Below are 24,867 nucleotides of genomic sequence, written 5' to 3'. Positions count from 1 at the left end.
ATATTCCATAATATACCTTATGCGAATTACGGATTGGGCGTGAGGTGGATCGGCCGGCCGGCTGCTTGAGCCATTAGGAACCCTCCTTCAGCCCACATCTGGAGCCAACCGACCATCTGGCGGTTAACTCGGAGGTCGCGGACAGGAGTCCAAGAAAGATCAGATCAGCGGCGACCCGGAGGGTCCGTCATGCAGGAAACTGTTGCTCGTGCCGGCTCGCGCGCCATTCCGTTCGACACCGCCAAGCTCGACCGTCTCATGGAGGCGGCTGGCCTCGACGTTATGATCGCGACTTCCAAGCACAACGTGCAATACTTGCTGGGAGCCGAACGGGCGATCTTCTTCGACTACATGGATGCCTTGGGCGTCAGCCGCTATCTGCCGGTGCTGGTCTATGCCAAGGGCGCTCCGGAGAAGTCGATCTATGTCGGGCACCGGCTGGAAACCCACCAGCGCGCCGTCGCGCCGCTCTGGGTGCCGCTGGTCCGGACCGAATCGAATGGCTCAATGGACGCCGTCCAGCGCGCCGCAGAGCTGATCCGTCAGGCGGGCGTGCCCTCGAAGCGGGTCGGGGTCGAGATGCCGTTCATGCCGATGGATGCAGGAAAGGTGCTGGCCGACGCCCTGCCCGGCGCCGCGCTCAAGGACGCGGTGTTGGTGCTGGAGCGGCTGCGAGCAGTCAAATCGGCGGAGGAATTGGCGAAGTTGAAGACGGCGTCCGAGCTCGTCATTGCATCCATGTTGGCAGTGATCCGTGGTCACGGTCGGGGTACGACCAAACAGCAATTGTCGGATGCGTTGCGCCTTGCGGAAGCCAACCGCGGCCTAACCTTCGAGTATTGCCTGCTGGCCTGCGGCAGCAGCCATAATCGGGCCCCGTCATCGCAGCGCTGGGAGCATGGCGAGGTGTTGTCGCTGGATTCCGGTGGCAATTATCGCGGCTATATCGGCGACGTCGCGCGCATGGCGGTTCTGGGCGAGCCGGATGCCGAGTTGAAGGACTATCTGGCCGAGATCGAGGCGGTCCAGCAAGCCGCCTTTGCTGCGGTCAGGCCGGGCGCGATGGGCGGCGACATCTATGTTGCGGCGGAGCGCCAGCTTGCGCAGATCACCCAACGCGACTGCACGGATTTCCTCGCCCACGGCATGGGCCTCGTCAGCCACGAGGCCCCTCGCCTGACCGCAACGGGTTCGGTTCCCTATGACGACAGCGACGCCCGCCGCCCTCTCGAAGCCGGCATGGTGATCTCAATCGAGACCACGATGAAGCATCCAAAGCGCGGCTTCATCAAGCTCGAGGATACGGTTGCCGTGACGGATAGCGGCTACCAGATTTTCGGCGAAGGTGGACGCGGGTGGAATTTGGGCCAGAACGCCGCCGCCTAAACGGCGCAGCTAAACCCGCCGTGAGCGGCGGGCTGCCTCTAATCCATCGCAAGGGATCGCAGCCAGGCCAGTCTTGAGATCGCGCGCTCGGCAAGCTGCTGCAGGCTTTCGAGATGGACCGCGTCGTTCGACCGCTCGGCGCCATCGAGGTAGCCGTCGACGAGCGCTTCGGCGATCTCCAATGGGCCTTTGCGTTCCATCGACGCCGGAAAGCTCCCGACCCCCGCGGCGGCGTCGGCCATCTCGACCGTCTGTTGGCGAAGGTCCCGGATCCGGACCGCCGCCGGCCCGCTCAGGCGTTGTTCCATATCGCCGAGTTGCGCAACCAGGCGACGTTCGAGCCGCGGCGCGTCGATTTGAGGCAACGCCGTCTCGGGATTGCTCCGTTCGTGCTCGTGATGATAGGCGCGCCGCCGCTCCTTCCGCAGCGTGGCGACATGGCCGAGTTCCTCCTTGGCCATTGCTTCGGACGCCTTCTTGACCTCGGGGTCATGCGAGTAGGCCGCCAGATAGGACCAGAAGGCGAAGGCGCGCTCCTCGTTGCGCACTGCGATGGCGAGCGCGCGGTACGGCGTCATCAACCGTGACGTCTTCACCTCGGCGGCAGCTTCCGGGGCGAGCGCTTCCGGCGCCTCCCAGCGCACCATAGCGGGATCCGGGCGTTTGCCGCGGCGCGATTGCGACCACTGCGTCACACTGTCCACGTGCTCGCGCTCGGCGGCGGCGAGATGTGTGAACACCTCTGCCAGATCATCCTTGCCCTGCACGCGCATCTCTTTGGCAAGAGAATCGTACTTGTCGGCGGCCTCCTGCTCCATTGCATGCGCTAGCGCAAAGAGCTCGTCGAGAGACTCCAATACACCGGAGGGCTCAGCGCTGAGCAATGAAGTGCGCAAAAGCGGCATGGCGAGGGTTCCCGCTGCAAACGGATGATTGGTTCCGCATGGACAAAAATACAAATATCTTGGTTCGGCTTGACAGAGGTCGACGTGCGCGATGAGTGTGGCACGTCAGCGGCGACAAATCATCGAAGAAGAATCACAAGGCATGCGCGATCCGGGTGGTCGCGCAGATGGCATTTGAATCGACATGTCGAAGCGACCGGGTAACGAGATCGCCTTCGCGAATCTTGCAGCGTTAGCGCTCGCCGGCTTGCTGCTGATGTGTCTGACTTATATTTCGCCTGCCTGCGCCGCCGGTGATTTGCCGACATACCTGCCGAAGCTTGCGCCTGCGGATTTTTTCCCGGGAGCGGATCGCTTCGGCCCCCCGCAAGGCGATCCGCCGATCGCGCCGGTGTACCGCGGCGACCAGCTGCAGGGGTTTGTCTTCCTCAACTCCGATTTCGCGAACTCTGTCGGTTATTCCGGCAAGCCGATTCACCTGCTGGCCGGGATCGACCCGACGGGTGTCATCACCGGCATCAAGCTGGTCGATCACAAGGAGCCGATCGTGCTGATCGGCATTCCGGAAGCGCGCATCGTCGCGGCCGTGAATGGCCTGATCGGCAAGGACATGAAGCCTGTCGCAAGTGGGGCCGAGAGGCCGCCGCAGGTCGATATCGTGAGCGGTGCAACCGTCACCGTGCTGGTGATGGGCGACAGTGTCGTCCGCGCGGCGACTAAGCTCATCCGGAGCGGTCGCGTCGGCGGCGGCGACGGCGCTGCGGCTGCGACAGCCCTGCCCCCCGTCATCAAGACGCTCGATCTCGAACAAAGTGAAGTCCGCGACTGGGAGAGCCTCGTCGGCGATGGATCGATACGCCGGCTTCATCTCAGCATCGGCGACATCAACGATGCCTTCGCAAAGTCCGGCAGCGCGGCGGCGATCCAGTACCCCGAGCCGGGCGAGGCCAGCGACACCTTCATCGACCTCTACGTCGCGCTCGTGAGTGCGCCCACGATCGGCCGCAGCCTGCTCGGCGAAGACGGCTATCGACGATTGAAGGATGGCCTGAAGCCCGGGCAGCAGGCGATCATCGTCGCCGGCAACGGTCCCTACTCTTTCAAGGGTTCGGCCTATGTCCGCGGCGGCATCTTCGACCGCATCGAGATCCTGCAGGAAGGCAACAGCACCCGGTTCCGCGACCGCAACCATACACGCCTCGGTGCACTGGACGCGGCCGGCGCGCCCGAGTTCAGGGAAATCGGCCTGTTCGTCACCCCTCCCGAGTTCACCCTTGATCCGACGCAGCCGTGGCAGGTTCAGCTGCTGGTGCAGCGGAGCCTCGGCGGCCGCGACAAGGCATTCCTGACTTTCGACCTCGGCTACGCCCTGCCCGACAGCTACATACGCCGCGAGCAGCGCGCGGTGACGGTGCCGGAGAGTGCGGCGCCTCCGGCCTCGCAAGCAGGTGCTGCGGCCGCACCGGCCACGGAGGCAGACGAGCCGCTCTGGATGCGGATCTGGCGATCGAGCACGGTCTCGATCGGCTTCACCGCATTCATGCTGGCCGCCCTCACCGGCATCTTCTTCTTCCAGAACCTGCTGGTGGCCCGCCCGGTGTTGTACACATGGGTGCGACGAGGCTATCTCGCCGTCGTTCTGGTCTGGCTTGGCTGGTACGCCAACGCGCAGCTCTCCGTCGTCAACGTCGTCACCTTCATCAATGCGCTGGTGACGGGCTTCCGCTGGGAGTTCTTCCTCGCCGCTCCCCTGATCTTCATTCTGTGGGCCGCCACCGCCGGCGGGCTTCTGTTCTGGGGCCGCGGCCCGTTCTGCGGCTGGCTGTGTCCCTTCGGCGCGCTCCAGGAGCTCACCAATACGGCCGCGAAATGGCTGAAGGTGCCGCAGATCACCGTGCCGTGGGGACTGCACGAGCGGCTGTGGCCGATCAAATACATCATCTTCCTCGGGCTGTTTGGGCTGTCGCTCTACTCCGTCGAGATGGCCGAGCGATTTGCCGAGGTCGAACCGTTCAAGACGGCGATCATCCTGAAGTTTTCGCGCAGCTGGCCGTTCGTCGCCTACGCCGTCGCCCTGCTCGTCATCGGCCTCTTCATCGAGCGCTTCTTCTGTCGCTATCTGTGCCCGCTCGGCGCGGCGCTTGCCATTCCCGGCCGCATGAGGACGTTCGAATGGCTGCGGCGCTGGGAAGAATGCGGATCTCCCTGCCAACGCTGCGCCAAGGAATGCCCGGTGCAGTCGATCCATCCCGAGGGGCACATCAACGTCAATGAGTGCATCTACTGCATGCACTGCCAGGAACTCTATTACGACGACCACCGCTGCCCGCACATGATCCAGGTGCGGCTCAAGCGCGAGAAGTTCGCGGCCATGTCCTCGCCCTCGATGCGTTCGAGCGGCAAGGGTCCCGCGACCGTCATCACCGCCGGCGGCAAACCTGTCGGTGCGTCGGCAGTCATCTCTCCACCACCAAACTGAACCGAAAGCCGAGGAGGCTATCATGAGCGAGAACGAGCAGGCAAAGGGCGTCAGCCGACGAACAGTGCTGGGAACGACGGCGGCCGCAGCGGGCGTGGGCCTTGCCGGCGGAGTTGCGATGAAGGACGGCGGCTTCGTCTCGTCCGCGGACGCGCAGACCAAGAATACTGCGCCGAAAGCGCCCGCGGCCCGGCCAGCCGTGCAGAAGACCGAGGTCGCGCCGGGAGAGCTCGACGAATATTACGTGTTCTTCTCCAGCGGCCAGTCCGGCGAGATGCGCATCATCGGCCTTCCCTCGATGCGCGAATTGATGCGCGTGCCGGTGTTCAACCGTTGCAGCGCCACCGGCTGGGGCCAGACCAACGAGAGCCTCAAGGTTCTGACCGAAGGGATGCAGCCGGCGACCCGCGAGTTCCTCAAGAACCGCGGCGGCACGTTCCTGAACGGCGATCTCCACCACCCCCACGTTTCGTTCACGGACGGCACCTATGACGGTCGCTATGCCTTCATGAACGACAAGGCCAACAGCCGCGTCGCGCGCGTCCGGCTCGACATCATGAAATGCGACAAGATCATCGAGCTGCCGAACCAGCACACCGTCCACGGCCTGCGCCTGCAGAAATATCCGCGCACGGGCTATGTCTTCGCCAACGGCGAGGATGGCGTGCCGCTGCCCAACGACGGCAAGATCCTCGACGATCCCAAGCAATATCGCTCCATTTTCACCGCGATCGACGGCGACACGATGAAGGTGGCCTGGCAGGTGATCGTCAGCGGCAACCTCGACAACGTCGATGCCGACTACCAGGGCAAGTACTGCTTCGCGACCTGCTACAACGGCGAGGAAGGCGTCACCCTCGCGGAAATGACCGCCAGCGAACAGGACTGGGTGGTCATCTTCAACATCAAGCGGATCGAGGAAGCCCTGAAGAAGGGCGACTTCAAGGAAATGAACGGCGTGCCCGTCATCGACGGCCGCAAAGGCTCGGCCTACACCCGCTACATTCCGGTCTCGAACAATCCGCACGGCATGAACACGGCTCCCGACGGCATCCACATCGTGGCGGCCGGAAAGCTCTCGCCGACCGTGACCGTGATGGACGTGCGCAAATTCGACGATCTGTTCGACGACAAGATCAAGCCCCGCGACGTCGTCGTCGCCGAGCCCGAACTTGGCCTCGGCCCGTTGCACACCGCCTATGACGGCAAGGGCAACGCCTACACCACGCTGTTCCTCGACAGCCAGGTCTGCAAGTGGAGCATCGACCTCGCCAAGCGGGCCTTCAAGGGTGAGAAGGTCAATCCCATCCTCCAGAAGCTCGACGTGCACTATCAGCCCGGTCACAACCATACCTCGATGGGGCAGACCAAGGAGGCCGATGGAAAGTGGCTCATCTCGCTGAACAAGTTCTCGAAGGATCGCTTCCTGAACGTCGGGCCGCTCAAGCCGGAGAACGATCAGCTGATCGATATCTCAGGCGATCAGATGAAGCTGGTGCATGACGGCCCGAGCTTCGCCGAGCCGCATGACGCCACCATCGTCCACCGCTCCAAGATCAACCCGATCTCGATCTATGACCGCGCGGATCCGATATTTGCCGATGCGGTCAAGCAGGCCAAGGCCGACGGCATCAACCTCGAGGCGGATTCGAAGCTCATTCGCGACGGCAACAAGGTGCGCGTCTACATGACGTCCACCGCCCCCGCCTTCGGCCTCGAGCAGTTCCAGGTCAAGCAGGGCGAGGAGGTCACCGTCTTCATCACCAATATCGACGCGGTCGAAGACCTCACGCACGGCTTCTGCATCGTCAACTACGGCATCAACATGGAGATCGGGCCGATGGCCACCTCGTCGGTGACCTTCACCGCCGACAAGCCAGGCGTCTATTGGTACTATTGCTCCTGGTTCTGCCACGCCATGCACATGGAGATGAAGGGCCGGATGTTCGTCGAGCCCAAGTCGGTTTGAAGTCGGTCTGAAGTCGATCTGATCGGAGCGACCTCGTGGGTCCATTGTTGCGCATGTTTCCGGCGGCGCTGGTCGCCGCCGGATTGTCCGGCTTCGCCAGTGCGGAGACGTTGACGGCTGCGCCCGGCCAGTCGCTGCAAGCAGTGCTGGATGGCGCGCGCGCCGGCGACGTCATCGAGCTTGCGCCTGGCGAATACCACGGTTCGATCCGGATCGAGCGTCCCCTGCAGCTGGTCGGGAGTCGCGAGGCGGTGCTCGACGGCGACGGCTCGGGCAACGTCATCACGGTCAGCGCCCCCGATGTCACCGTCCGCGGTCTGACCATCCGGGCGTCCGGGCGCGACCTGCAGACGATGAATTCCGGGATATTTCTGCAGAAGACGGCCGAACGCGCGACCATCGAGGACAATCGGCTGGTGGGCAACCTGTTCGGCGTCTATGTGCATGGCGCCCAGGGCTCGCGCGTCGCCGGCAACGAGATCGATGGACTGCGTGGCGGGCGGCTCAGCGAGGCCGGGAACGGCGTCTCGCTGTGGAATGCGCCCGACGTCACCATCGCCAACAACAAGTTCCGCTACGGCCGCGACGGCATCTTCACCATTTCAAGCCGAAAGGACCGCTTCGTCGGAAACCGCTTCGAGCAGGTCCGCTTCGCGATCCATTACATGTACACCAACGACAGCGAAGTGAGCGGCAACGTTTCGATCGGCAACCATGTCGGTTACGCCATCATGTATTCGAACCGGCTGGTGATCCGCGGCAACATCTCCGATCACGACCGCGATCACGGGCTTCTGTTCAACTATGCAAACTATGCGGAAATCGACGGCAATCGGGTGATTGGTGGCCCGTTGGACACGATGGTGGACAGGGCGGACGACGGTCCCAACGACGAGCGAGGCATGCTTCCGCAGCCGACACGGGAAAGCACCCTGAAGAGCGGCCCGGAGAAATGCGTGTTCATCTACAACACCAATCACAACAAATTCCGCAACAACTGGTTCGAGCGTTGCGCCATCGGCGTGCACTTCACGGCCGGCTCCGAAGGCAACGAGATCACCGGCAATGCCTTCGTCAGCAACGCCAACCAGGTGAAATATGTCGGCACCCGGCACCTCGACTGGTCGACCGGCGGGCGCGGCAATTACTGGAGCGATAATCCGGCATTCGACCTCAACGGGGACGGCATAGCCGACACGGCATATCGGCCGAACGACCTCATCGACCGCGTGCTGTGGACGGCGCCGGCTGCGAAGGTCCTGATCAACAGCCCCGCCGTTCAGGTGATCCGCTGGGCGCAGGCGCAGTTTCCGGCGTTGCTGCCCGGCGGCGTGGTCGACAGCCATCCGCTGGTATCGCCGCCGCAGAGCACGCCGAAGGAGACGCGATGACCAGCACGGTACGCGTCAGCGACGTCACCAAGAGGTATGGCCGGGTCGAGGCCGTGCGCGATGCCTCGTTCTCGCTTGGAGAAGGCGAGCTGGTCGCCTTGATCGGTCACAACGGCGCCGGCAAGACCACGCTGTTGAAGCTCATGCTGGGGTTGATCCGGCCAACCAGCGGCGCCATCGCGGTGCTCGGAGACAATCCGGCCGCCGGCGAATTCGCCGGCCGGCGCCAGCTCGGCTATCTGCCCGAAAACGTCTCCTTCGACCCTGCCCTCACCGGCCGCGAGACGCAGGCCTTCTACGCCCGGCTGAAGCGGGAGCCCGTGGCCAAGGCGCTCGGTCTGCTCGACACCGTCGGGCTCGGCGCCGCCAGCCGCCGCCGGGTGAGCACCTATTCGAAGGGCATGCGCCAACGGCTGGGCCTCGCGCAGGCGCTGCTTGGGGCGCCGCGCGTGCTGCTGCTGGACGAGCCGACCACCGGCCTTGATCCGGAGTTGCGGCAGACGTTCTATGACATCATCGCACGGCTCGCCGCCGGCGGCACAACGGTGCTGCTGTCGTCGCATGCGCTCACCGAGCTCGAAGAGCGCGCCGGCCGGGTCATCATCATGAACCGCGGCATCAAGGTCGCGGACGGATCGATCGACGAGCTGCGTCGTCTCGCCCGGCTGCCCACCAGGATCCGTCTCAAGGTCGCAGGCCTGGCCCCGAGCGAGATCCCGGGCTGGGCGCCGCAGGATGCGACCTGCCGCCGCTTGAACGGCCACGTCGTCGAGATCGACGCCGCCCCGGAGCGGAAGATCGAGCTGCTGCACCGCGCCACGGCCGCAGGCAATGCCGTGGAGGATGTCGACGTGGTCCCGCCGACCCTCGACGAGCTCTACGCTCACTTTCTTCGGCAATCGGAGCGGGCGCCATGAACGTCCTGATCATCGCCGCCAAGGAAATCCACCAGGCCATCCGCAATCGCTGGGTGCTTGCCGCAACGCTCCTGCTCGCCGGGCTTGCGCTGTCGCTGACTTTTCTCGGCAGCGCGCCAACCGGGAACGTGGGCGTCCGCACGCTGGACGTGGTCGTCGTCAGCCTGTCGAGCCTGACCATCTTTCTCGTTCCGATCGCGCTTCTGATCTCCCACGATGCCATCGTCGGCGAGATGGAACGGGGGACGATGCTGTTGCTGCTGAGCTATCCGGTGGCGCGATGGCAGGTGCTGCTCGGCAAGTTCCTGGGCCACCTCGCCGTGCTCGCCTTTGCGACCTGCCTCGGTTACGGCGCGGCGGTCGGGGCGCTGGCGGCGACTGGCAGCCAGATCGATAGCGATAGTTTCCTGGCCTTCGCGGCCATGGTGGGTTCCTCGGTGCTGCTCGGCGCAGCTTTCGTCGCCATCGGATATCTGGTCAGCGCGCTCGTGCGCGACCGCGGAACGGCGGCCGGAATCTGCATCGGATTGTGGCTGCTGCTGGTGCTGATCTACGACATGGCGCTGCTGGGCGTGCTTGCGCTCGATCAGGGACGCAGCATCTCGGCGGCCGCGCTCAACGCCATGCTGCTGGCGAACCCGACCGACGCCTACCGGCTGATCAACCTCACCGGCTTCGCCAATGTCAGCACCTTCGCCGGCATGGCCGGTCTTGCCCAAACCACGTCCCTGACGATACCGGTCCTGCTGACCGCCCTGCTCGGCTGGACGCTGCTGCCGCTGGGGCTGGCCGCGCTCGCCTTCTCGCGGAGGGAGCTATGAAGCGCCGAACGTTGCTTCTCGCCCTGCTCGTGCCGCTGGCGCTCGCCGGCTGCAACGACAAGCAGGTGGCGAAGGTCCCGCCGCCGCATCGGATGACGGCGGAAGACATCGGCCATTACTGCGGCATGAACGTGCTCGAGCATCCGGGCCCGAAGGGCCACATCTTCGCCGCGAGCCTGATCGCGCCCGTGTGGTTCTCGTCGGTGCGCGACACCATCGCCTTCACCATGTTGCCGGACGAGCCGAAGGACATTTTGGCGATCTACGTGTCCGACATGGGCAAGGCGTCGGGCTGGGACAAGCCCGGCGCCGACAATTGGATCGAGGCGCGCAAGGCGCTGTTCGTGATCGAAAGCCGGGTCAGGAGCGGCATGGGCGGCGACGAGGCCGTTCCGTTTTCGGACCGGGCGGCGGCGGAAAAGTTCGCCGGTGAAAACGGCGGCAGGATCGTCGGCTTCGACGAGGTGCCGCGGGACTACGTCCTGGCGTCGGCGAATGCCACCGGCGCCGCCGCGGCCGACGAAGCGGCCGAGGGCTCGCCAGGCGAACGACCGAGGAGGACGCCATGACGCGCACCCTGACGCGCCGACGCTTCATCCGGATCAGCGCGGCGACAGCGGGCCTCGGCGCGCTGGCCCCGGGACATCTCGTTCGTGCAGAGGTCGCGCCGGTGACCTGGCGCGGCACGATGCTGGGCGCGGTCGCGACGATGGAGATCCACGACGAAGATCGCAGCCGGGCGGAACGACTGATCGTGCTGGCCTGCGCCGAGGCGCGGCGGCTCGAGCGGCTGTTCAGCCTTTACCTTGAGGATTCCGCCCTGGTCGCGCTGAACCGGACCGGTATCCTGATCGATCCCGCCGCCGAGATGGTCGATCTGCTATCTACCTCGCAGCGCTACGCCACGCTGACGGGCGGCCTGTTCGACGTCACGGTGCAGCCGCTGTGGGAGCTCTATGCCGGCCATTTCGCGCGAGACGACGCCGATCCCGCTGGTCCTCCGCCGGCCGCGATCGCGGCCGCGCTGGCGCGGGTCGGCAGCCATCGGCTGTCGGTCAGCCGCGACCGGATCGTGATGCCCAGGGGCATGGCCGTGACCCTGAACGGGATCGCGCAAGGCTACGTCACGGACAAGGTGGTGGACCTACTCCGGACGCACGGCGTCTCTCACAGCCTGGTCGACATGGGTGAAGCCCGGGCGATCGGCTCACGTCCGGACGGACGCCCCTGGGAGGTCGGCATCGCCGATCCGGACGTTGTCGGCCAGACGAAAACCGTGCTGCCGATCGTCGATCGCGCCGTCTCCACCTCGGGCGGCTACGGCTGCCAGTTCGATGTCGGCGCGCGCTTCAACCATTTGTTCGATCCCAAATCGGGTGGCTGTGCGCGCCGCTATCGCAGCGTGACGACGGTTTCCCGCAGCGCGACCGCCGCGGATGCATTTTCGACGGCGTTCAGCCTGATGCCGGCAAACGAGATTCAATCGTTGCTGCCGCGCGCCGATATCGACCGCGTGCACCTGATCGATGACGCCGGCAAGGCGGTCGAATTGTCGGCGTAAGGTGCGGTTGTTGTTTGCGCATGATCATTTCGGAAAACCGCTGCGCACTTTTCCGGATCATGCTTTAGCGCAACGGCAGCAGATCCAGTTGGCTCTGTGCCTTCTTGACCGCCGCCGCGTACCAGTTCTGGCTCGGCGCTTCCTTGGCGAAGCATCTGGTGTAGGCGTCCATCGCCTGGTCTTCCCTGGCCATGTCGCCGCGCGGATCCTTCTTGTTGACGGGCTTCGCCATCATCTGCTTCCACACGCGCTCGCAGGCCGGGATCTCCGCCGTCTTCACGGCGTCCCTTGTGGCGATGAAGTACACCCTGTCGCCTCTTATCGCGACGACGTCGATTTCATCCGGCGGACCCTTCAGGCCGCCATTGCCGCGCAGGCCGAGCACGGCGAACGCAGCACTCGCGGATGCGGGCTTGGCAATCGGCAGCTCGGCATATTTGGCGAATGCCGCGTCCTGGATGGCGTGGTAATAAAAGCGATCCGACCTGAACGCCGCGCCCGTTTCCTGCGGCATGCCGTCGTCGCGGTGCTCGCGCAGCCAATGGGTCAGCAGCGTGGTGGTCGTCACCACGGCCTGCGTTTTGTAGTCTTCGGTCGCGAAACTGAGCCCGTCGAGATGACCGAAGCCGACGTCGCTCCGGAACAGCGTGTCGACGTTCGACTTGCCGTCCGCGGCAAGTCCCTTGATCGTGACCGGTCCCACCAGGCCGCGCAGCACGCCTGCGAGCTCTTTCAGAGCGGCATCGTGCTGCTTGTAGATCTCGTCGCTCTCCTTGGCCTTCGAGAATTTTGCGATGTAGCGATCGCGCAGGCCGAGATAGTGCTGCTCGGGCGTCGCCGCATCAGCGGGCGTGGCCAGGACGAGCAGGCAGAGCAAGGCAGGCAATCTCATTCAATGTCCGCGGACTTGGGGGCGATCTCCATCTTTGTGCCGCTGCGAGGCGCGAAGGTTCATCCGCAACGACCGCGCCGTTGCACCCTACTCCGCCGGCGTCAGCTGCCGGGTCAAGCGCACCGCCGCGGTCTCGCGGACACGAACCCGGGCGCGGCGCTTGCGCCACCAGATCACGACGCCGGTGACCGAGAGCGCCGCCACCACCAGCCCCATGATCGAGATCAGGACGCGGCCGAACAGGCCGACGATGCGGCCCGAATGCAGCGGGAATTGCGCCTGGACGAAGATATCGGCGGCGGTGCCGACCCAGGGCAGCCGTTCGCCGATCGGGCGGCCGTCCTCGCTGTCGTAATAAAGCTGCGCCGGGCCGACCCCGCCGGCGCCGTGATCGTCGCCGGGGTGGAAGAAGGCGGCGGCATAGACGCCGTGGGCCGGGCCGTAATTGATCGAGCCGACCGGGATGGTCCAGCCTCGCGCCTTGCCGTCGGCCGCCGCGCGCGCGGCGATCTCGGCGAAGCTGACCTTGGGCTCGATCGGATCGTCGAGATCGCGATAGGGCCGCTGCTCATAAGGCGTCGGCGTATAGTTCGACACCATCTTCATCAGCGGCGAGAACACCTCGAAATAGAGGTTCAGCGAAAACGCGGTGAAGGCGATGACGAAGAGCACGCCCCAGGTCCACAGGCTGAAGGCGCGATGGATGTCGAAATTGATCCGGTAGGCGCTGCCCGAGGTCTTGATGGTCCAGGCCGGTGCCCAGCGCGCCCAGAAGCCGCGCTCGAGCTGGCGCGCGACGCTAGGCGCCCGCGCCGCCCTGGCTCGCCTGCGCGAGGGCAGCGTCAGGTAGAAGCCGACGAAGCAATCGATGGTCCAGACGATGGCGATCACGCCGAGCACGCGCATGCCCCAGCGATCGCTGCCCCAGAACTCCGGGATGTGCATCGTATAGTGCAGCTTGTAGAGGAAGGAGACGAAATTCTCCCGCGTCACCGGCCACACCGCGCCCCAATAGCGCCGGCCAAGCTCCGCGCCGGTGTTGGGATCGAGAAAGACCTGATTGTAGTCGAGCGCGTAGCGCTTGCCGGTCGAGGGATCGATCCGCGGCATGACGAAGAACCACAGCGAGTGGCCCTCCTCCGGCGTCATGAAGAGGTAGACGACGCGCGCGCGGGGATCGCGCTGCTCGATCATCTTGGCGAGCTCGATCGAGGGTATCGCCGGGCCCTTGCTGGTGACGTCGAACAAATGGCCGTTCAGGACGTCGTCGAGCTCGTGATCCCAGGAGATGATCGCGCCGGTGATGCCGGAGAAGAACAGGAATCCGGCCGTGAGCAGTCCCGCCCACCGATGCAGCCTGCCCAATATCGCTCTCATCGCTCAGATCTCATTCCACCGGGAACCGGGCCCCCAATTCCCGGAACCGTCTTCACTCGAACCATCGGCAGCCGGTCTGCCTGCTGATGGCCCTTGCGTCCATCGCCTAACGTACGGATCGCTTCAGTACGAGAGCGGCAACATTAGAATCTATCGAGACTGGAAAACGAGCCGTGCGACGAGGCGTTCGGCGCGATCGGCCGCCCGCTTCTGGATCGCTCACGGCCAGTCGGCAGAATTCAGCGTCGGCCGCGATCGCCCGGCTCGCGCCCGTGCCGGACAGGCCGCCTCTGTGGCAACACGGGCCGCCAGCCCCCTCTGCCCGATGTGTATCACCGGATGGTCCGGCTCGTACGCCGGACCATCCGCATCTGACCTCACCAGCGGTAGGTCAGCTTGCCGATGGCTTTCCGTCCTTCGGCGTACATGCAGCCCGACAGGCCGTAGCAGGCGGCGACATAACGCGTATCCGCCAAATTGGTGACGTTCACCGACAGACGCCAATTGTCCCTGGTGTAGGCAAGCAGCGCGTCCAGCACCGTGGCCGATCCCACCTTGAACGTGTTGGCCTCATCGCCCCAGGTCGCGCCGACATAGCGGATGCCGCCGCCGAACTGCAAGCCCGCCAGCAGCCCGTTCTGGAGCGTGTAGTCGCTCCACAACGAAGCGCGGTTGAGCGGCACGGGGATCGGCGCCTTGCCGACATTGACCGGATCCTGCGTGACGACGGCATCGACATAGGCATAGGCGGCACGCAAGTTCCAGCCGTCGGCGAGCGACATCGAGCCTTCGAGCTCGATGCCGCGCGATTTCACCTGCCCGATCTGTTCGTAGTAGGTGGTTGTAGGCACGTAGACGCCGACGTTGTCGCGCGTCAGGTCGAAGGCCGCGAAGGTGAACAGCGCGTTCCAGCCGAGCGGCTGGTACTTGACGCCGACCTCGTACTGCACGCCGGTCTCGGGATTGAGCATCTGTCCCGCGGCATTGGTCGCCAGCACTGGCAGGAACGATTCCGAATAGCTGAAATAGGGCGCGATGCCGTTGTCGAAATTGTACATGACGGCGGCGCGGCCGGTGAAGGCCGAGGCATCCTTCGTGACCGACGTATCGGCCGGGGCCAGATTGGTATCGACCTGCGTCGTCACGAAGTCCTGCCGACCTGCGAGCAGGAACGAGAGCCGGCCGAGCTTGATCTGATCCTGCGCGTAGAGGCCAAGCTGCGACTGCTTGACGCCCTTGTTGTCGTACATCCCGCCCATGGTCCAGTCGTAGCTGTAGACCGGATTGAAGACGTTGAGCTCCGGCGACGACGTTGTGACGGCAAAGGCGGTGTCGCGGAACGTGGTGTTGCGATAGTCGAGCCCGACCAGGGTGTTATGGCTGAGAATGCCGGTTACGAACTTGCCCTGGAGCTGGTTGTCCACCGCGAAGGAGTTGATATACGAGTTGCTGTAGCTGCCGAACCGCCCGAGCTGTCCCGCCGCTTCGTCGGTGTATCCGGCGCCGTAGAAGACCTTCTCCTCGTTGTGCTGGTAGGCGTAGCGCAGGTTCTGCCGGAACGTGATGTTGTCGGTGAAATTGTGCGACAGCTGATAGCCGGCGGTCGCGATCTCGGTGTTGAAGGCGTCGAAGCTCGGCACGCCCGCGAAGAACGAGACCGGGATGGTGCGGCCGTTGTTCGGCCAGACCGTGCCCGAGGCCGGCAGGAACTGAAGGCCCCACCCTGCCCGGTCGCGCTGATAGTTGGCGAGCAGTGTTATCGTCGTGTCCTCGTTCGGCTTGAACGTGACCGCGGGCGCGATGAAGACGCGATTGTCCTTGGTGAAGTCGACCTGAGTTTCGCCGTCGCGGACAACGCCGGTCAGGCGCCACAGCACGGTGCCTTCCTTGTTGGCGGGGCCGCCCATGTCGAACTGGCCCTGGTAGCGGTTGAAGCTGCCGCCGGAGATCGAGACCTCGCCGAACTGCTGTGCGGTCGGCAGCTTGGTCACGTAGTTGAGGATGCCGCCGGTGCCGCTGCCGCCATACATCGCCGAGGACGGCCCCTTCAGCACTTCCAGGCGCTCGGCGCCGTAGGGATCGAGGCCGTTGAAGTGCACATAGTTGCTCGAGGGAATCCGCAGGCCGTCGACGTAGAGGCCGGACATGGTCGTGTCGAAGCCGCGAATCTGGAGCGCGCCGAAGCGGGTGTCGGAGCCGCCATTGACGTCGCCGCTGACGCCGGCGGTGTAGCGCAGTGCCTCGCCGATCGAGACCGCACCCTGGTTCCTGACCTGGTCGGTGGTGATCACGGACACCGACTGCGGAGTTTCGATCAGCGGCGTATCCGTCTTGGTGGCGGTGCCGCTCCGCGTGGCAACGAAACCGCGCACCGGGCCGTTGGCGTGCTCGCCCGTAGCACCGTTCGATGATGCCGACTGGGTTGGCGCGGCCTGCTGCGCGGGAGACCGGCGATTGGCGCGCGAGGTCCGCGTCGCCGATCTTCGCGACGAAGCGATCGCCGCAGGACGGGCGCGCTGAGCCGGTGCATCGACGGTAACAGCCGGAATCTGCGTCTGGGCCTGTGCGGAACCGAAGGGAATGACGAGGCAGAGCGTGCTGACCGCTCCAAGGCAGAGAATCTGGATCCGGCGAGAACGCGTGTTGCCACGCGAAGAAAATTGGAAGTCGGTCACGTCTTTCGAAGCCCCACGCACTGCCGGCTTTGCCGGTATCGTTCTTGATGTCCCGCCCTAGCTCAGGCGGTTTCGGAGTGCGATAGGAACGAGGCTAGAACTTCTCCAGACGTGTGCGCGGCACGTGCGACCAATGCGCTCACGCAAGCTGTGCAGCTCAAGGCGCATTCTGCGAGACGCGCTCTTTAGAATTGGAATATTTCCAGACTGTCGATCTGCGCTCCGTTCCGCACGGAGCGGTCTCTCAGCGATGCCGCAGCCGGCGATTGACCCGGCGTGCCAGATAGTCGCCGGCGCTCTGAACCAGCTGCACCAGCGCAATCAGCACAACGACGACCGCCAGCATCATCTCCGGCATGAAGCGCTGATAGCCGTAGCGGATGCCGAGATCACCAAGGCCACCGCCGCCGACCGCGCCGACCATGGCGGAATAGCCGAGCAGGCTGACCACCGCGAGCGTCAGCGCCCGCAGAAGTCCCGGCAGCGCCTCCGGGATCAACACCTTGAACACGATCTGAAGCGGCGAGGCGCCGAACGAGGACGCGGTCTCGATCAGACCGCCGTCGACCTCGCGGATCGCAGCTTCGACCAGGCGCGCGATGAACGGCGCCGACGCGATCGTCAGCGGCACGATCGCCGCGGTCGATCCGATCGAGGTGCCGGCAACGAGGCGCGTGAACGGGATGATGGCGACGACCAGGATGATGAAGGGCGTCGACCGCGTCGCATTGACGACGATGCCGAGCACGCGATTGACGATCGGAGCCGCGAACAGCTCCCCCTTCCGGCTGGTCGCGAGGAAGACGCCGAGCGGCAGGCCGAAGGCGGTGCCGAGCAGCGCCGCGATGCCGACCATGTAAAGGCTCTCGAAGGTCGCCTGGACGATCAGGTTGATGAGCTCAGGCGACATAGCCGAGATGCTCCGCCGGGAATTGATGTTGAGACAGAAAGGCCAGCGTCCGCGTCACCGCGTCCTCGCCGGGAATACCGAGAGGAATGCCGAGAACGAGCGAGCCGACTTGCTGGCCGCCGATCTCGTCGATGCGCGCCGACAGCAACGACACGTCGAGGCCGAGCTCGCGGGCGAGCCGGGCGACCAGGGTGTCGCCGGCCCCTGCTCCGCGCACCTGGAGCCGGATCACAGCCTGCCCGCCGGCAGACGGCGCCGCCACGATCCGGCTCGCCAGCGAGACCGGCAGGCTGTCGCCGATCACCTCGGCCAGGAAGGACTGCGTGATCGGATGCTTCGGGTGCGTGAAGATATCGGCGACATGGCCGCTTTCGACCACATGACCGGCGTCGAGCACGACGACGTCCCTGGCGAGCTGGCGCACCACGGACATTTCGTGGGTGATCAGCACGATGGTCACCCCGAGCTCGCGGTTGATGTTGGCGAGCAGATCGAGGATCGCGCGCGTGGTCTGCGGATCGAGCGCGGAGGTCGCCTCGTCCGACAACAGCACGCTCGGCCGCGTCGCCAGCGCCCGGGCGATGCCGATGCGCTGCTTCTGGCCGCCGGAGAGCTCCGACGGATAGCGGTCATGCTTGTCGGCGATGCCGACGAGCGCGAGCAGCTCGGTCACGCGCGCCTTGATGTCGGCCTTGGACCAGCCGGCGATCTCCAGCGGCAGCGCAATGTTGTCGGTCGCAGTCCGCGAGGACAGCAGGTTGAAATGCTGGAAGATCATGCCGATCGAGCGCTGCGCCAGCCGCAACTCGCGGCCCGCCAGCGCCGAGATATCGCGGCCATCCACGATCACGCGGCCCGTGGTCGGCTTCTCCAGTCCGTTGATGAGCCGCACCAGGCTCGACTTGCCGGCGCCGGAGCGGCCGATCACGCCCGTGATGGATCCGCGTGGAATGGCGAAGTCGATATTTTGCAGCGCGTTGACGCCGGGCTTGCCGCGGTAAGCGGGATAGGTCTTCGAGATGCCGGCGAAACGAACCATCGCCTCCGGTTCGTCGGCAGCAGGTGAAATCGCTTCGAACCTATCGATCGGCTGTCCGATCGCAAGCGATTGATGGGCATTCATGGAAGCGGCCTTCATGCACAAAAGTTCTCTCGTCCGCCCGGAAGGCAAACAAGCGCCGGTCGCATCGGCGACGAGGAAGGGGAGCAGCAGCAAACCGCCGCGAAGGAGTCGCGCGCTGCATCCGCAGCACACAGCATCGCCTCTTACGATCCTTCTTGCAATTGCAGATATTTGCAGGGAGATGGACGAAATTTCCCCGATCGCCCCCAGCCCAAGAAAATTCATCCGCCGGATATCCGAGAGCGCCTTGGCTACCGACCCTTGAAGCGTGGCTTGCGGCGGCCCAGGAATGCCTCAACGCCCTCCTTGTGATCCTCGCTGAAGCTGGCGAGTGCGAACTGATCGACGTCCATATGGCTGGCGAGATCGTCCAGCGCATGCGCGAGCCGGTTGACCGTGAGCTTCGTCATCGCAACCGAGAGCGGCGGCTGCGCGGCGACCTTGCGGGCGAGCTCCATGGCGGCCTCGAAGGCATGGCCGGGATCGGTCACCTGTTCCACCAGACCCCACTCATAGGCTTCATCCGCCGAGATGCGTTGGTCGGCCAGGATCACCGCCTGCTTGGTGCGGGCGGGTCCGATCAGATGCAGCATGCGCGGAATGCTCTGCCAGCTCATGTTCATGCCGAGCCCGATCTCGGGCACGCGCAGATGCGCGTCGTGCCCCATCACGCGGAAGTCGAGCGCCACGGCCAGCGCGACGCCGCCGCCGACGCAAAAACCCTCGATCGCCGCGATCGTGATCTGCTCCATCTCCTGCCAGGCGTGGGTGAGGCGCGGCCCGAGCTTGAGGTGCCGGCGCAGCGTGCCGAGATCCATCTCCTTGCGCGAGCGGCCCTCGTCGTCTTTCAAGTCGAAGCCGGCACTGAACGCGCTGGCGCTGCCGGTCAGAACCACGACGGAGGTTGTCGCATCATCTTCGAAGCTGCGCGCGGCCGCGGTGAGCTGGCGCAGCGCCTCGGGCGACAGCGCATTGATGCCGTCATTGCGGTCGAACCGCACGATCGCGATCCGCCCCTCCGGCCCGTGACCCTTCTCGATCGTCACGTAATTGGTCAACGGAAGTCTCCCCTGTTCTTGTTGCTCTTGATCACAGACGTCCGGTGCGCCGGTGCTCCGGCTCACTAGCGTTCTCGCCGATAATGTTGCGGCCGTAGATCTCGTCGACCGAAAATATCTCGTTCGGCCGCCAGCGGACAGCGCCAGGCCAGCCCATGGCGAGATGTTAGCAGAGTCTTCGCCTCGACAAGGCCCGGATTCTGGGACTATGTTCGCGCCATGAGCGAGCACCACCACGACCACGATCACGACCATTCCGAGCTGTCGGAGACCGAGCTGCGCGTGCGCGCGCTCGAGACCATCCTGACGGAAAAGGGCTATGTCGAGCCCGCCGCGCTCGATGCCATCATCCAGGCCTACGAGACCAAGATCGGCCCGCACAACGGCGCCCGCGTCGTCGCCAAGGCCTGGACCGATCCGGCCTTCAAGAAGGCACTGCTGGAGGACGGCTCCAAGGCGATCGGCACGCTCGGCCATGTCAGCCGCGTCGGCGACCATCTCGTCGTGGTCGAGAACACGCCCGAGCGCCACAACATGGTCGTATGCACATTATGCTCCTGCTACCCCTGGGAGATGCTGGGGCTGCCGCCGGTCTGGTACAAGGCCGCGCCCTACCGCTCGCGTGCGGTAAAGGATCCGCGCGGCGTGCTCGCCGATTTCGGCGTCACCCTGCCCAAGGACATGGAAATCCGGGTATGGGATTCCACGGCCGAGACCCGCTTCCTGGTGCTGCCGATGCGCCCAGAGGGCACGGAGGGATGGAGCGAGGAGCAGCTCGCCGAGCTCGTCACCCGCGATTCCATGATCGGCACAGGCTTTCCCAGGACGCCGGGAGCGCCGTCATGAACGGCGTGCACGACATGGGTGGCATGGACGGGTTCGGCAAGGTCGAGCCCGAGCCGAACGAGCCGATGTTCCACGAGGAATGGGAGTCACGTGTGCTCGCGATGGTGCGCGCGATGGGCGCGGCCGGCGCCTTCAACATCGACACCTCGCGTTACTATCGCGAGACGCTGCCGCCACACGTGTACCTCTCGAGCTCCTATTACAAGAAGTGGTTCCTCGGGCTCGAGGAGATGCTGATCGAGAAGGGCTACCTCACCAGGGAGGAGGTCGAGGCCGGCCATGCGATGCAGCCCGCAAAGGCGCTCAAGCACGGCAAGTTCGATCTCGCCAATGTCGAGCGGGTGATGGTGCGCGGCAAGTTCGCCCGGCCCGCCCCGGCGCCCGCCAAGTTCAAGATCGGCGATCGCGTCCGCGCCAAGAACATCCATCCGACCACGCATACAAGGCTGCCGCGCTATGTCCGCGGCCATGTCGGCGTTGTCGAGCTCAACCACGGCTGCCACGTGTTTCCTGATACGGCGGCGATGGAGCGCGGCGAACATCCGCAATGGCTTTACACGGTCGTGTTCGAGGGCCGCGACCTCTGGGGCGAGGACGGCGATCCGACCCTGAAGGTGTCGATCGATGCCTTCGAGCCCTATCTGGATCCGGCGTGATGAGCAGCGCGCTTGCCGCTGCCGCGACGGCGGCCATTCCCAGCATTCCGCGCGATGACGACGGTCCGGTGTTCCGCGCGCCCTGGGAGGCGCATGCATTTGCGATGGCCCTGACGCTGCACGAGCGCGGGGTGTTCACCTGGCCGGAATGGGCTGCAGCACTCGCACATCAGATCAAACGAGCGCAGGCCGCGGGCGATCCTGACACCGGCGAGACCTATTACCTGCACTGGCTCGCCACGCTGGAAGGCCTGGTGGCAAGCAAAGGCGTCGCCTCGACGGACACGCTGCACCGCTATCGCGATGCCTGGGACCGCGCCGCCGACCGCACGCCGCATGGCAAGCCGATCGAGCTGCGGCCGGAGGATTTTCGATAGTCCTTTGCCATTGCTGTACGGCGGCCGCCCCACTCTCCGCCGTCATCCTGAGGCGCGAACCTTGCGATGCCTTGCATCGCAAGGTGAAGCCTCGAAGGATGGGCTCCGGGCGCGCTTGCAGCCCATCCTTCGAGGCGAGCAAGGGCGCGCACCTCAGGATGACGGCGGTGGGTGTGACAGCCCTCACCGCCCCGCCACGAACTCCCGCCACCCCTTCGCCCGCAGGCTGCACGCCGGACACTCGCCGCAGCCATAGCCCCAATCGTGCTGCGCGCCGCGTTCGCCGAGATAGCAGGTGTGGGAGTGCTCGCGGATCAGATCGACCAGCCCCTCGCCGCCGAGATCCTGCGCCAGCTGCCAGGTCGCGGCCTTGTCGATCCACATCAAGGGCGTATGCAGCTCGAACGTCCTGGCCATGCCGAGCGAGAGCGCCGTCTGCATGGCGCGGATGGACTCGTCGCGGCAATCGGGATAGCCGGAATAATCGGTCTCGCACATGCCGCCGACGATATGCGTGATGCCGCGCCGGTAGGCCAGCGCCGCGGCGAAGGTCAGGAACACCAGGTTGCGGCCGGGCACGAAGGTGTTCGGCAGGCCGTCGGCGCCCATCGCGATTGCGACGTCGCGCGTCAGCGCGGTCTCTGACACCGCCGCCAGCGTCGGGATCGACAGGGTATGGCTGTCGCCGAGCTTTGCGGCCCAATCCGCGCGCAACGCCTTGACGCCGTCGAACAGCCGCTCGCGGCAGGCGAGCTCGATGGCGTGGCGCTGGCCGTAATCGAATCCCAGCGTCTCCACGCGGGAAAAGCGGCTGAGCGCCCAGGCGAGGCAGGTGGTGGAATCCTGCCCGCCGGAAAACAGCACCAGCGCGGTTTCCGATGAAAATGTGTCGCTCATGGCCCGCGCTTTAGCATTGTGGGACGTCTCAGCCAATCGGTGGAAATCGGCCCGTTCCGCACGCCCGCGCTGGGAACGGCGGCCGGCTTTTGGCATAAAGCTGGGAGCCAGGAGAATAGCCCCGCAATGACCCCTTCCCGCGATATTTCCCGCCTGATCGAGATCATGGCGGCGTTGCGTACGCCGGTGACCGGCTGCCCCTGGGACCTCGAGCAGAATTTTGCGACCATCGCACCCTACACGATCGAGGAGGCCTATGAGGTGGTGGATGCCATCACGCGCGGCGACCTCGATGATCTCCGCGAAGAGCTCGGCGACCTCCTGCTCCAGGTGGTGTTCCACGCCCAGATGGCGTCGGAGCAGAACGCTTTCGCGTTCGGCGACGTCGTCGAAGCCATCACCCGCAAGATGATCCGACGCCATCCCCATGTCTTCGCAGACAAGGACGGCAACCTCGCCTCGTCCCACGTCAAGGAGGTCTGGGACCGCATCAAGGCCGAGGAGAAAGCCGAGCGCGCCGCGCGCCGGCCGCCCGAAGAGACGCCGGCGCACACATCGCTGCTGTCAGGCGTGAAGGCCGGCCAGCCCGCGCTGACCCGCGCCATGGAGCTGCAGCGCAAGGCCTCCACCGTCGGCTTCGACTGGAACGACCCGCGCGCCGTTCTGGCAAAGATCCGCGAGGAGGCCGACGAGATCGAGGCCGCGCTCGACCGTGGCGACAAGCAGGAGTTGGCGGAAGAGACCGGCGACCTCATGTTCGCCCTCGTCAACCTCGCCCGCCACGTCGATGCCGACCCGGAAGCCGCCCTGCGCGCGACCAATGCGAAATTCGAGCGGCGCTTTGCCTATATCGAACGCGCGCTGGAGGCGCAGGGCCGCACGCTGGAGCAGGCGTCGCTGGCCGAGATGGATGCGCTGTGGAACGAGGCGAAGGCTGAGACGAAGCCGGAGTCAGAGGAGCGCAAGGAAGCGCGCCGCTAACTCCGCCGTCGTCCCTGCGCACGCACGGACCATTACCCCGGGATGTGGTTTGGCGAAGACTCGAAGTTAAGCGCCCCGCAGCCGCTGACCTTCATGCTCGTCCTGGCGAAAGCCAATTCGTAGTGTGGGCAAAGCGACTAGCTCGAAGAGCGAAGGCGGAAGCGTCCCCACCACCTGTCTCATATCGCGGAATGATCGTGGGCACGGCGCTTTGCGCCTTTGCCCACCCTACGAGCGCCGCGTTGTCCGGGACGACAGCATTTATGTGGCGTGATGCGGCACCGCGTCGAACCTCGACACCACGATGTCCCGCTTGGTCTCGTCCACCCGCACGGTCATGTCGAAGCGGCCGTCGTGCAGCTCCTTGGCCAGCACCTCGGCATTGCGATGCAGCCAGCTGATGCCGGCGCCGTCGGCGGCGTCGATGGAGAGATCGAGCGTGGTGCGCTTTGCGGCAAGGCGTTCCTCGATCGCGGCGAGCAATGCATCGACGCCCTCGCCCGTGACGGCGGAGACCAGCATGGCCGGGTGGTCGGCGGGCCGGCGCGCAGCGATGTTCAAAAGCTCTTCGCGCTGCTCGGCATCGTAACGGTCGATCTTGTTCCAGACCTCGATGATGCGGCCTGAATCATCGGGGTTGATGCCGAGCTGACGCAGCACCGCGTCGACGTCGCTCTGCTGCGCCTCGGCATCCTCATGCGAGATGTCGCGCACATGGAGAATGACGTCGGCCTCGAGCACCTCCTCCAGCGTGGCGCGGAAGGCGGCGACGAGCTGGGTCGGCAGGTTGGAGATGAAGCCGACCGTGTCCGACAGCATGGCCTTGCCGCCATGCGGCAGGTTGAGCGCGCGCAAGGTCGGATCGAGCGTCGCAAACAGCATGTCGGCGGCCTGCACGTCGGCGCGGGTCAGGCGGTTGAACAGCGTCGATTTGCCGGCGTTGGTGTAGCCGACCAGCGCGACGACGCGATACGGCACGCGCTGCCGTCCCGCACGATGCAGCCGCCGCGTCGCCTGCACCTTCTTCAGCTCGCCCTCGAGCTTGGAGATGCGTTCCTGGATCAGGCGGCGGTCCGCTTCGATCTGCGTCTCGCCGGGGCCGCCCATGAAGCCGAAGCCGCCGCGCTGGCGCTCCAGATGGGTCCATGAGCGCACCAGGCGCGAGCGCTGGTAGTTGAGATGCGCGAGCTCGACCTGGAGCGAGCCTTCCCGCGTCTTGGCACGGCGGCCGAAGATTTCCAGGATCAGCCCGGTGCGGTCCAGCACCTTGGCGTGCAGCTCCTTCTCGAGATTGCGCTGCTGGATCGGCGCCAGCGCGCAATCCATCACCACGAGCTCGACCTCGAGGGTCTTGATCAGGCCAGCGATCTCCTCGACCTTGCCCTTGCCGATATAGGTGGCGGGACGGATCTGGCTGATCGGCGCGATGATGGCGTCGGCGACGACGAGATCGATCGCGCGCGCGAGGCCGGCGGCTTCGTCGAGCCGGGCCTCGGCGTCACGCAAGACATGTGTTTCCGATTGCGCGTCGGCACTGCCCGCGCGCACACGCAAGTAGGGGCCGATGACAAGCACCCGCCCCGTCTGCTTTGCCCCTGCCGACCGCGGACGGTCGGCATCCCCGTCGAAATTCCGGGGTTCCAATC

The 24,867-nt window shown here is 65.2% G+C and carries 21 protein-coding genes; 12 read left to right on the top strand and 9 right to left on the bottom strand.

Annotated features, from left to right (window positions below):
* The first annotated feature begins 189 nt into the window (after nucleotides 1-189).
* A complete protein-coding gene (locus AC066S_RS19945; RefSeq protein ID WP_478270413.1) occupies nucleotides 190-1,386 on the top strand; it encodes a M24 family metallopeptidase in 1,197 nt (398 codons plus the stop codon).
* Nucleotides 1,387-1,424: 38 nt separating this feature from the next.
* On the opposite strand, the gene AC066S_RS19940 is transcribed toward AC066S_RS19945, so the two are convergent.
* A complete protein-coding gene (locus tag AC066S_RS19940) occupies nucleotides 1,425-2,291 on the bottom strand; it encodes a ferritin-like domain-containing protein (protein WP_478270412.1) in 867 nt (288 codons plus the stop codon).
* A gap of 256 nt (nucleotides 2,292-2,547) precedes the next feature.
* On the opposite strand from AC066S_RS19940, the gene AC066S_RS19935 reads away from it, so the two are divergent.
* The 7 genes from AC066S_RS19935 to AC066S_RS19905 are packed head-to-tail and all read left to right on the top strand — an operon-like array spanning nucleotide 2,548 to nucleotide 11,429.
* Entirely contained in the window at nucleotides 2,548-4,770 is a 2,223-nt protein-coding gene (locus AC066S_RS19935) for a 4Fe-4S binding protein (RefSeq protein ID WP_478270439.1), read from the top strand.
* Nucleotides 4,771-4,792: 22 nt separating this feature from the next.
* Nucleotides 4,793-6,739 carry a TAT-dependent nitrous-oxide reductase gene (gene nosZ, locus AC066S_RS19930; RefSeq protein WP_478270411.1) on the top strand — a complete coding sequence of 649 codons (1,947 nt, stop codon included), beginning with the start codon at nucleotides 4,793-4,795 and terminating at the stop codon, nucleotides 6,737-6,739.
* 53 nt (nucleotides 6,740-6,792) lie between these two features.
* On the top strand, nucleotides 6,793-8,130 hold the full coding sequence (locus AC066S_RS19925) for a nitrous oxide reductase family maturation protein NosD (RefSeq protein ID WP_478270438.1): 1,338 nt from the start codon (nucleotides 6,793-6,795) through the stop codon (nucleotides 8,128-8,130).
* A complete protein-coding gene (locus AC066S_RS19920) occupies nucleotides 8,127-9,047 on the top strand; it encodes an ABC transporter ATP-binding protein (RefSeq protein ID WP_478270410.1) in 921 nt (306 codons plus the stop codon). The genes AC066S_RS19925 and AC066S_RS19920 overlap by 4 nt, the downstream gene beginning before the upstream one ends.
* Nucleotides 9,044-9,868: an ABC transporter permease subunit gene (locus tag AC066S_RS19915; RefSeq protein WP_478270409.1), complete on the top strand. Its 825-nt coding sequence runs from the start codon at nucleotides 9,044-9,046 to the stop codon at nucleotides 9,866-9,868. The genes AC066S_RS19920 and AC066S_RS19915 overlap by 4 nt, the downstream gene beginning before the upstream one ends.
* Nucleotides 9,865-10,437, top strand: a complete 573-nt coding sequence (locus tag AC066S_RS19910) for a nitrous oxide reductase accessory protein NosL (protein WP_126257674.1) — start codon at nucleotides 9,865-9,867, stop codon at nucleotides 10,435-10,437. Before AC066S_RS19915 ends, AC066S_RS19910 begins: the two co-directional genes overlap by 4 nt.
* A complete protein-coding gene (locus AC066S_RS19905; RefSeq protein ID WP_478270408.1) occupies nucleotides 10,434-11,429 on the top strand; it encodes an FAD:protein FMN transferase in 996 nt (331 codons plus the stop codon). The genes AC066S_RS19910 and AC066S_RS19905 overlap by 4 nt, the downstream gene beginning before the upstream one ends.
* A 64-nt stretch (nucleotides 11,430-11,493) precedes the next feature.
* On the opposite strand, the gene AC066S_RS19900 is transcribed toward AC066S_RS19905, so the two are convergent.
* From AC066S_RS19900 to AC066S_RS19875, 6 genes are all read right to left on the bottom strand, one after another.
* The gene (locus AC066S_RS19900; protein ID WP_478270407.1) at nucleotides 11,494-12,321 is read right to left on the bottom strand and encodes a hypothetical protein; all 828 of its coding nucleotides are present in this window, start codon (nucleotides 12,319-12,321) and stop codon (nucleotides 11,494-11,496) included.
* Between the two features lie 87 nt (nucleotides 12,322-12,408).
* The gene (gene fsrB, locus AC066S_RS19895; RefSeq protein WP_135170665.1) at nucleotides 12,409-13,698 is read right to left on the bottom strand and encodes a siderophore utilization protein FsrB; all 1,290 of its coding nucleotides are present in this window, start codon (nucleotides 13,696-13,698) and stop codon (nucleotides 12,409-12,411) included.
* 377 nt (nucleotides 13,699-14,075) lie between these two features.
* Nucleotides 14,076-16,373: a TonB-dependent siderophore receptor gene (locus AC066S_RS19890; protein ID WP_478270406.1), complete on the bottom strand. Its 2,298-nt coding sequence runs from the start codon at nucleotides 16,371-16,373 to the stop codon at nucleotides 14,076-14,078.
* A 244-nt stretch (nucleotides 16,374-16,617) separates the two neighbouring features.
* Nucleotides 16,618-17,283 carry a methionine ABC transporter permease gene (locus AC066S_RS19885; protein ID WP_478270405.1) on the bottom strand — a complete coding sequence of 222 codons (666 nt, stop codon included), beginning with the start codon at nucleotides 17,281-17,283 and terminating at the stop codon, nucleotides 16,618-16,620.
* Nucleotides 17,273-18,421 (bottom strand): methionine ABC transporter ATP-binding protein, encoded by a 1,149-nt coding sequence (locus AC066S_RS19880; RefSeq protein ID WP_478270404.1) that lies wholly within the window; start codon nucleotides 18,419-18,421, stop codon nucleotides 17,273-17,275. Before AC066S_RS19880 ends, AC066S_RS19885 begins: the two co-directional genes overlap by 11 nt.
* Nucleotides 18,422-18,657: 236 nt before the next feature.
* Nucleotides 18,658-19,464, bottom strand: coding sequence for an enoyl-CoA hydratase/isomerase family protein (locus AC066S_RS19875; protein WP_478270403.1), 807 nt, complete (start codon nucleotides 19,462-19,464; stop codon nucleotides 18,658-18,660).
* 219 nt (nucleotides 19,465-19,683) lie between these two features.
* Between AC066S_RS19875 and nthA the strand changes: the two genes are divergently transcribed.
* From nthA to AC066S_RS19860, 3 genes are read left to right on the top strand one after another with little or no spacing between them, the layout of a single operon-like run.
* On the top strand, nucleotides 19,684-20,310 hold the full coding sequence (gene nthA, locus AC066S_RS19870) for a nitrile hydratase subunit alpha (RefSeq protein ID WP_478270402.1): 627 nt from the start codon (nucleotides 19,684-19,686) through the stop codon (nucleotides 20,308-20,310).
* Nucleotides 20,307-20,966 (top strand): nitrile hydratase subunit beta, encoded by a 660-nt coding sequence (gene nthB / locus AC066S_RS19865; protein ID WP_478270401.1) that lies wholly within the window; start codon nucleotides 20,307-20,309, stop codon nucleotides 20,964-20,966. Before nthA ends, nthB begins: the two co-directional genes overlap by 4 nt.
* The gene (locus AC066S_RS19860) at nucleotides 20,966-21,343 is read left to right on the top strand and encodes a nitrile hydratase accessory protein (protein ID WP_164718602.1); all 378 of its coding nucleotides are present in this window, start codon (nucleotides 20,966-20,968) and stop codon (nucleotides 21,341-21,343) included. Before nthB ends, AC066S_RS19860 begins: the two co-directional genes overlap by 1 nt.
* 183 nt (nucleotides 21,344-21,526) lie before the next feature.
* Here AC066S_RS19860 and queC read toward each other — a convergent pair whose 3' ends face one another.
* A complete protein-coding gene (gene queC, locus AC066S_RS19855) occupies nucleotides 21,527-22,240 on the bottom strand; it encodes a 7-cyano-7-deazaguanine synthase QueC (protein ID WP_478270400.1) in 714 nt (237 codons plus the stop codon).
* A gap of 126 nt (nucleotides 22,241-22,366) precedes the next feature.
* Here queC and mazG point away from each other — a divergent pair, with 126 nt between their 5' ends.
* Nucleotides 22,367-23,221 (top strand): nucleoside triphosphate pyrophosphohydrolase, encoded by an 855-nt coding sequence (mazG, locus tag AC066S_RS19850; protein WP_478270399.1) that lies wholly within the window; start codon nucleotides 22,367-22,369, stop codon nucleotides 23,219-23,221.
* A gap of 261 nt (nucleotides 23,222-23,482) precedes the next feature.
* On the opposite strand, the gene hflX is transcribed toward mazG, so the two are convergent.
* Nucleotides 23,483-24,865, bottom strand: coding sequence for a GTPase HflX (gene hflX / locus AC066S_RS19845; RefSeq protein WP_478270398.1), 1,383 nt, complete (start codon nucleotides 24,863-24,865; stop codon nucleotides 23,483-23,485).
* Nucleotides 24,866-24,867: the final 2 nt, after the last annotated feature.

The sequence above is a fragment of the Bradyrhizobium sp. CFUWI genome (assembly GCF_056429085.1).
Note: the sequence above shows the minus strand (reverse complement) of the source record. Positions and strands in the feature narration are given on the sequence as shown.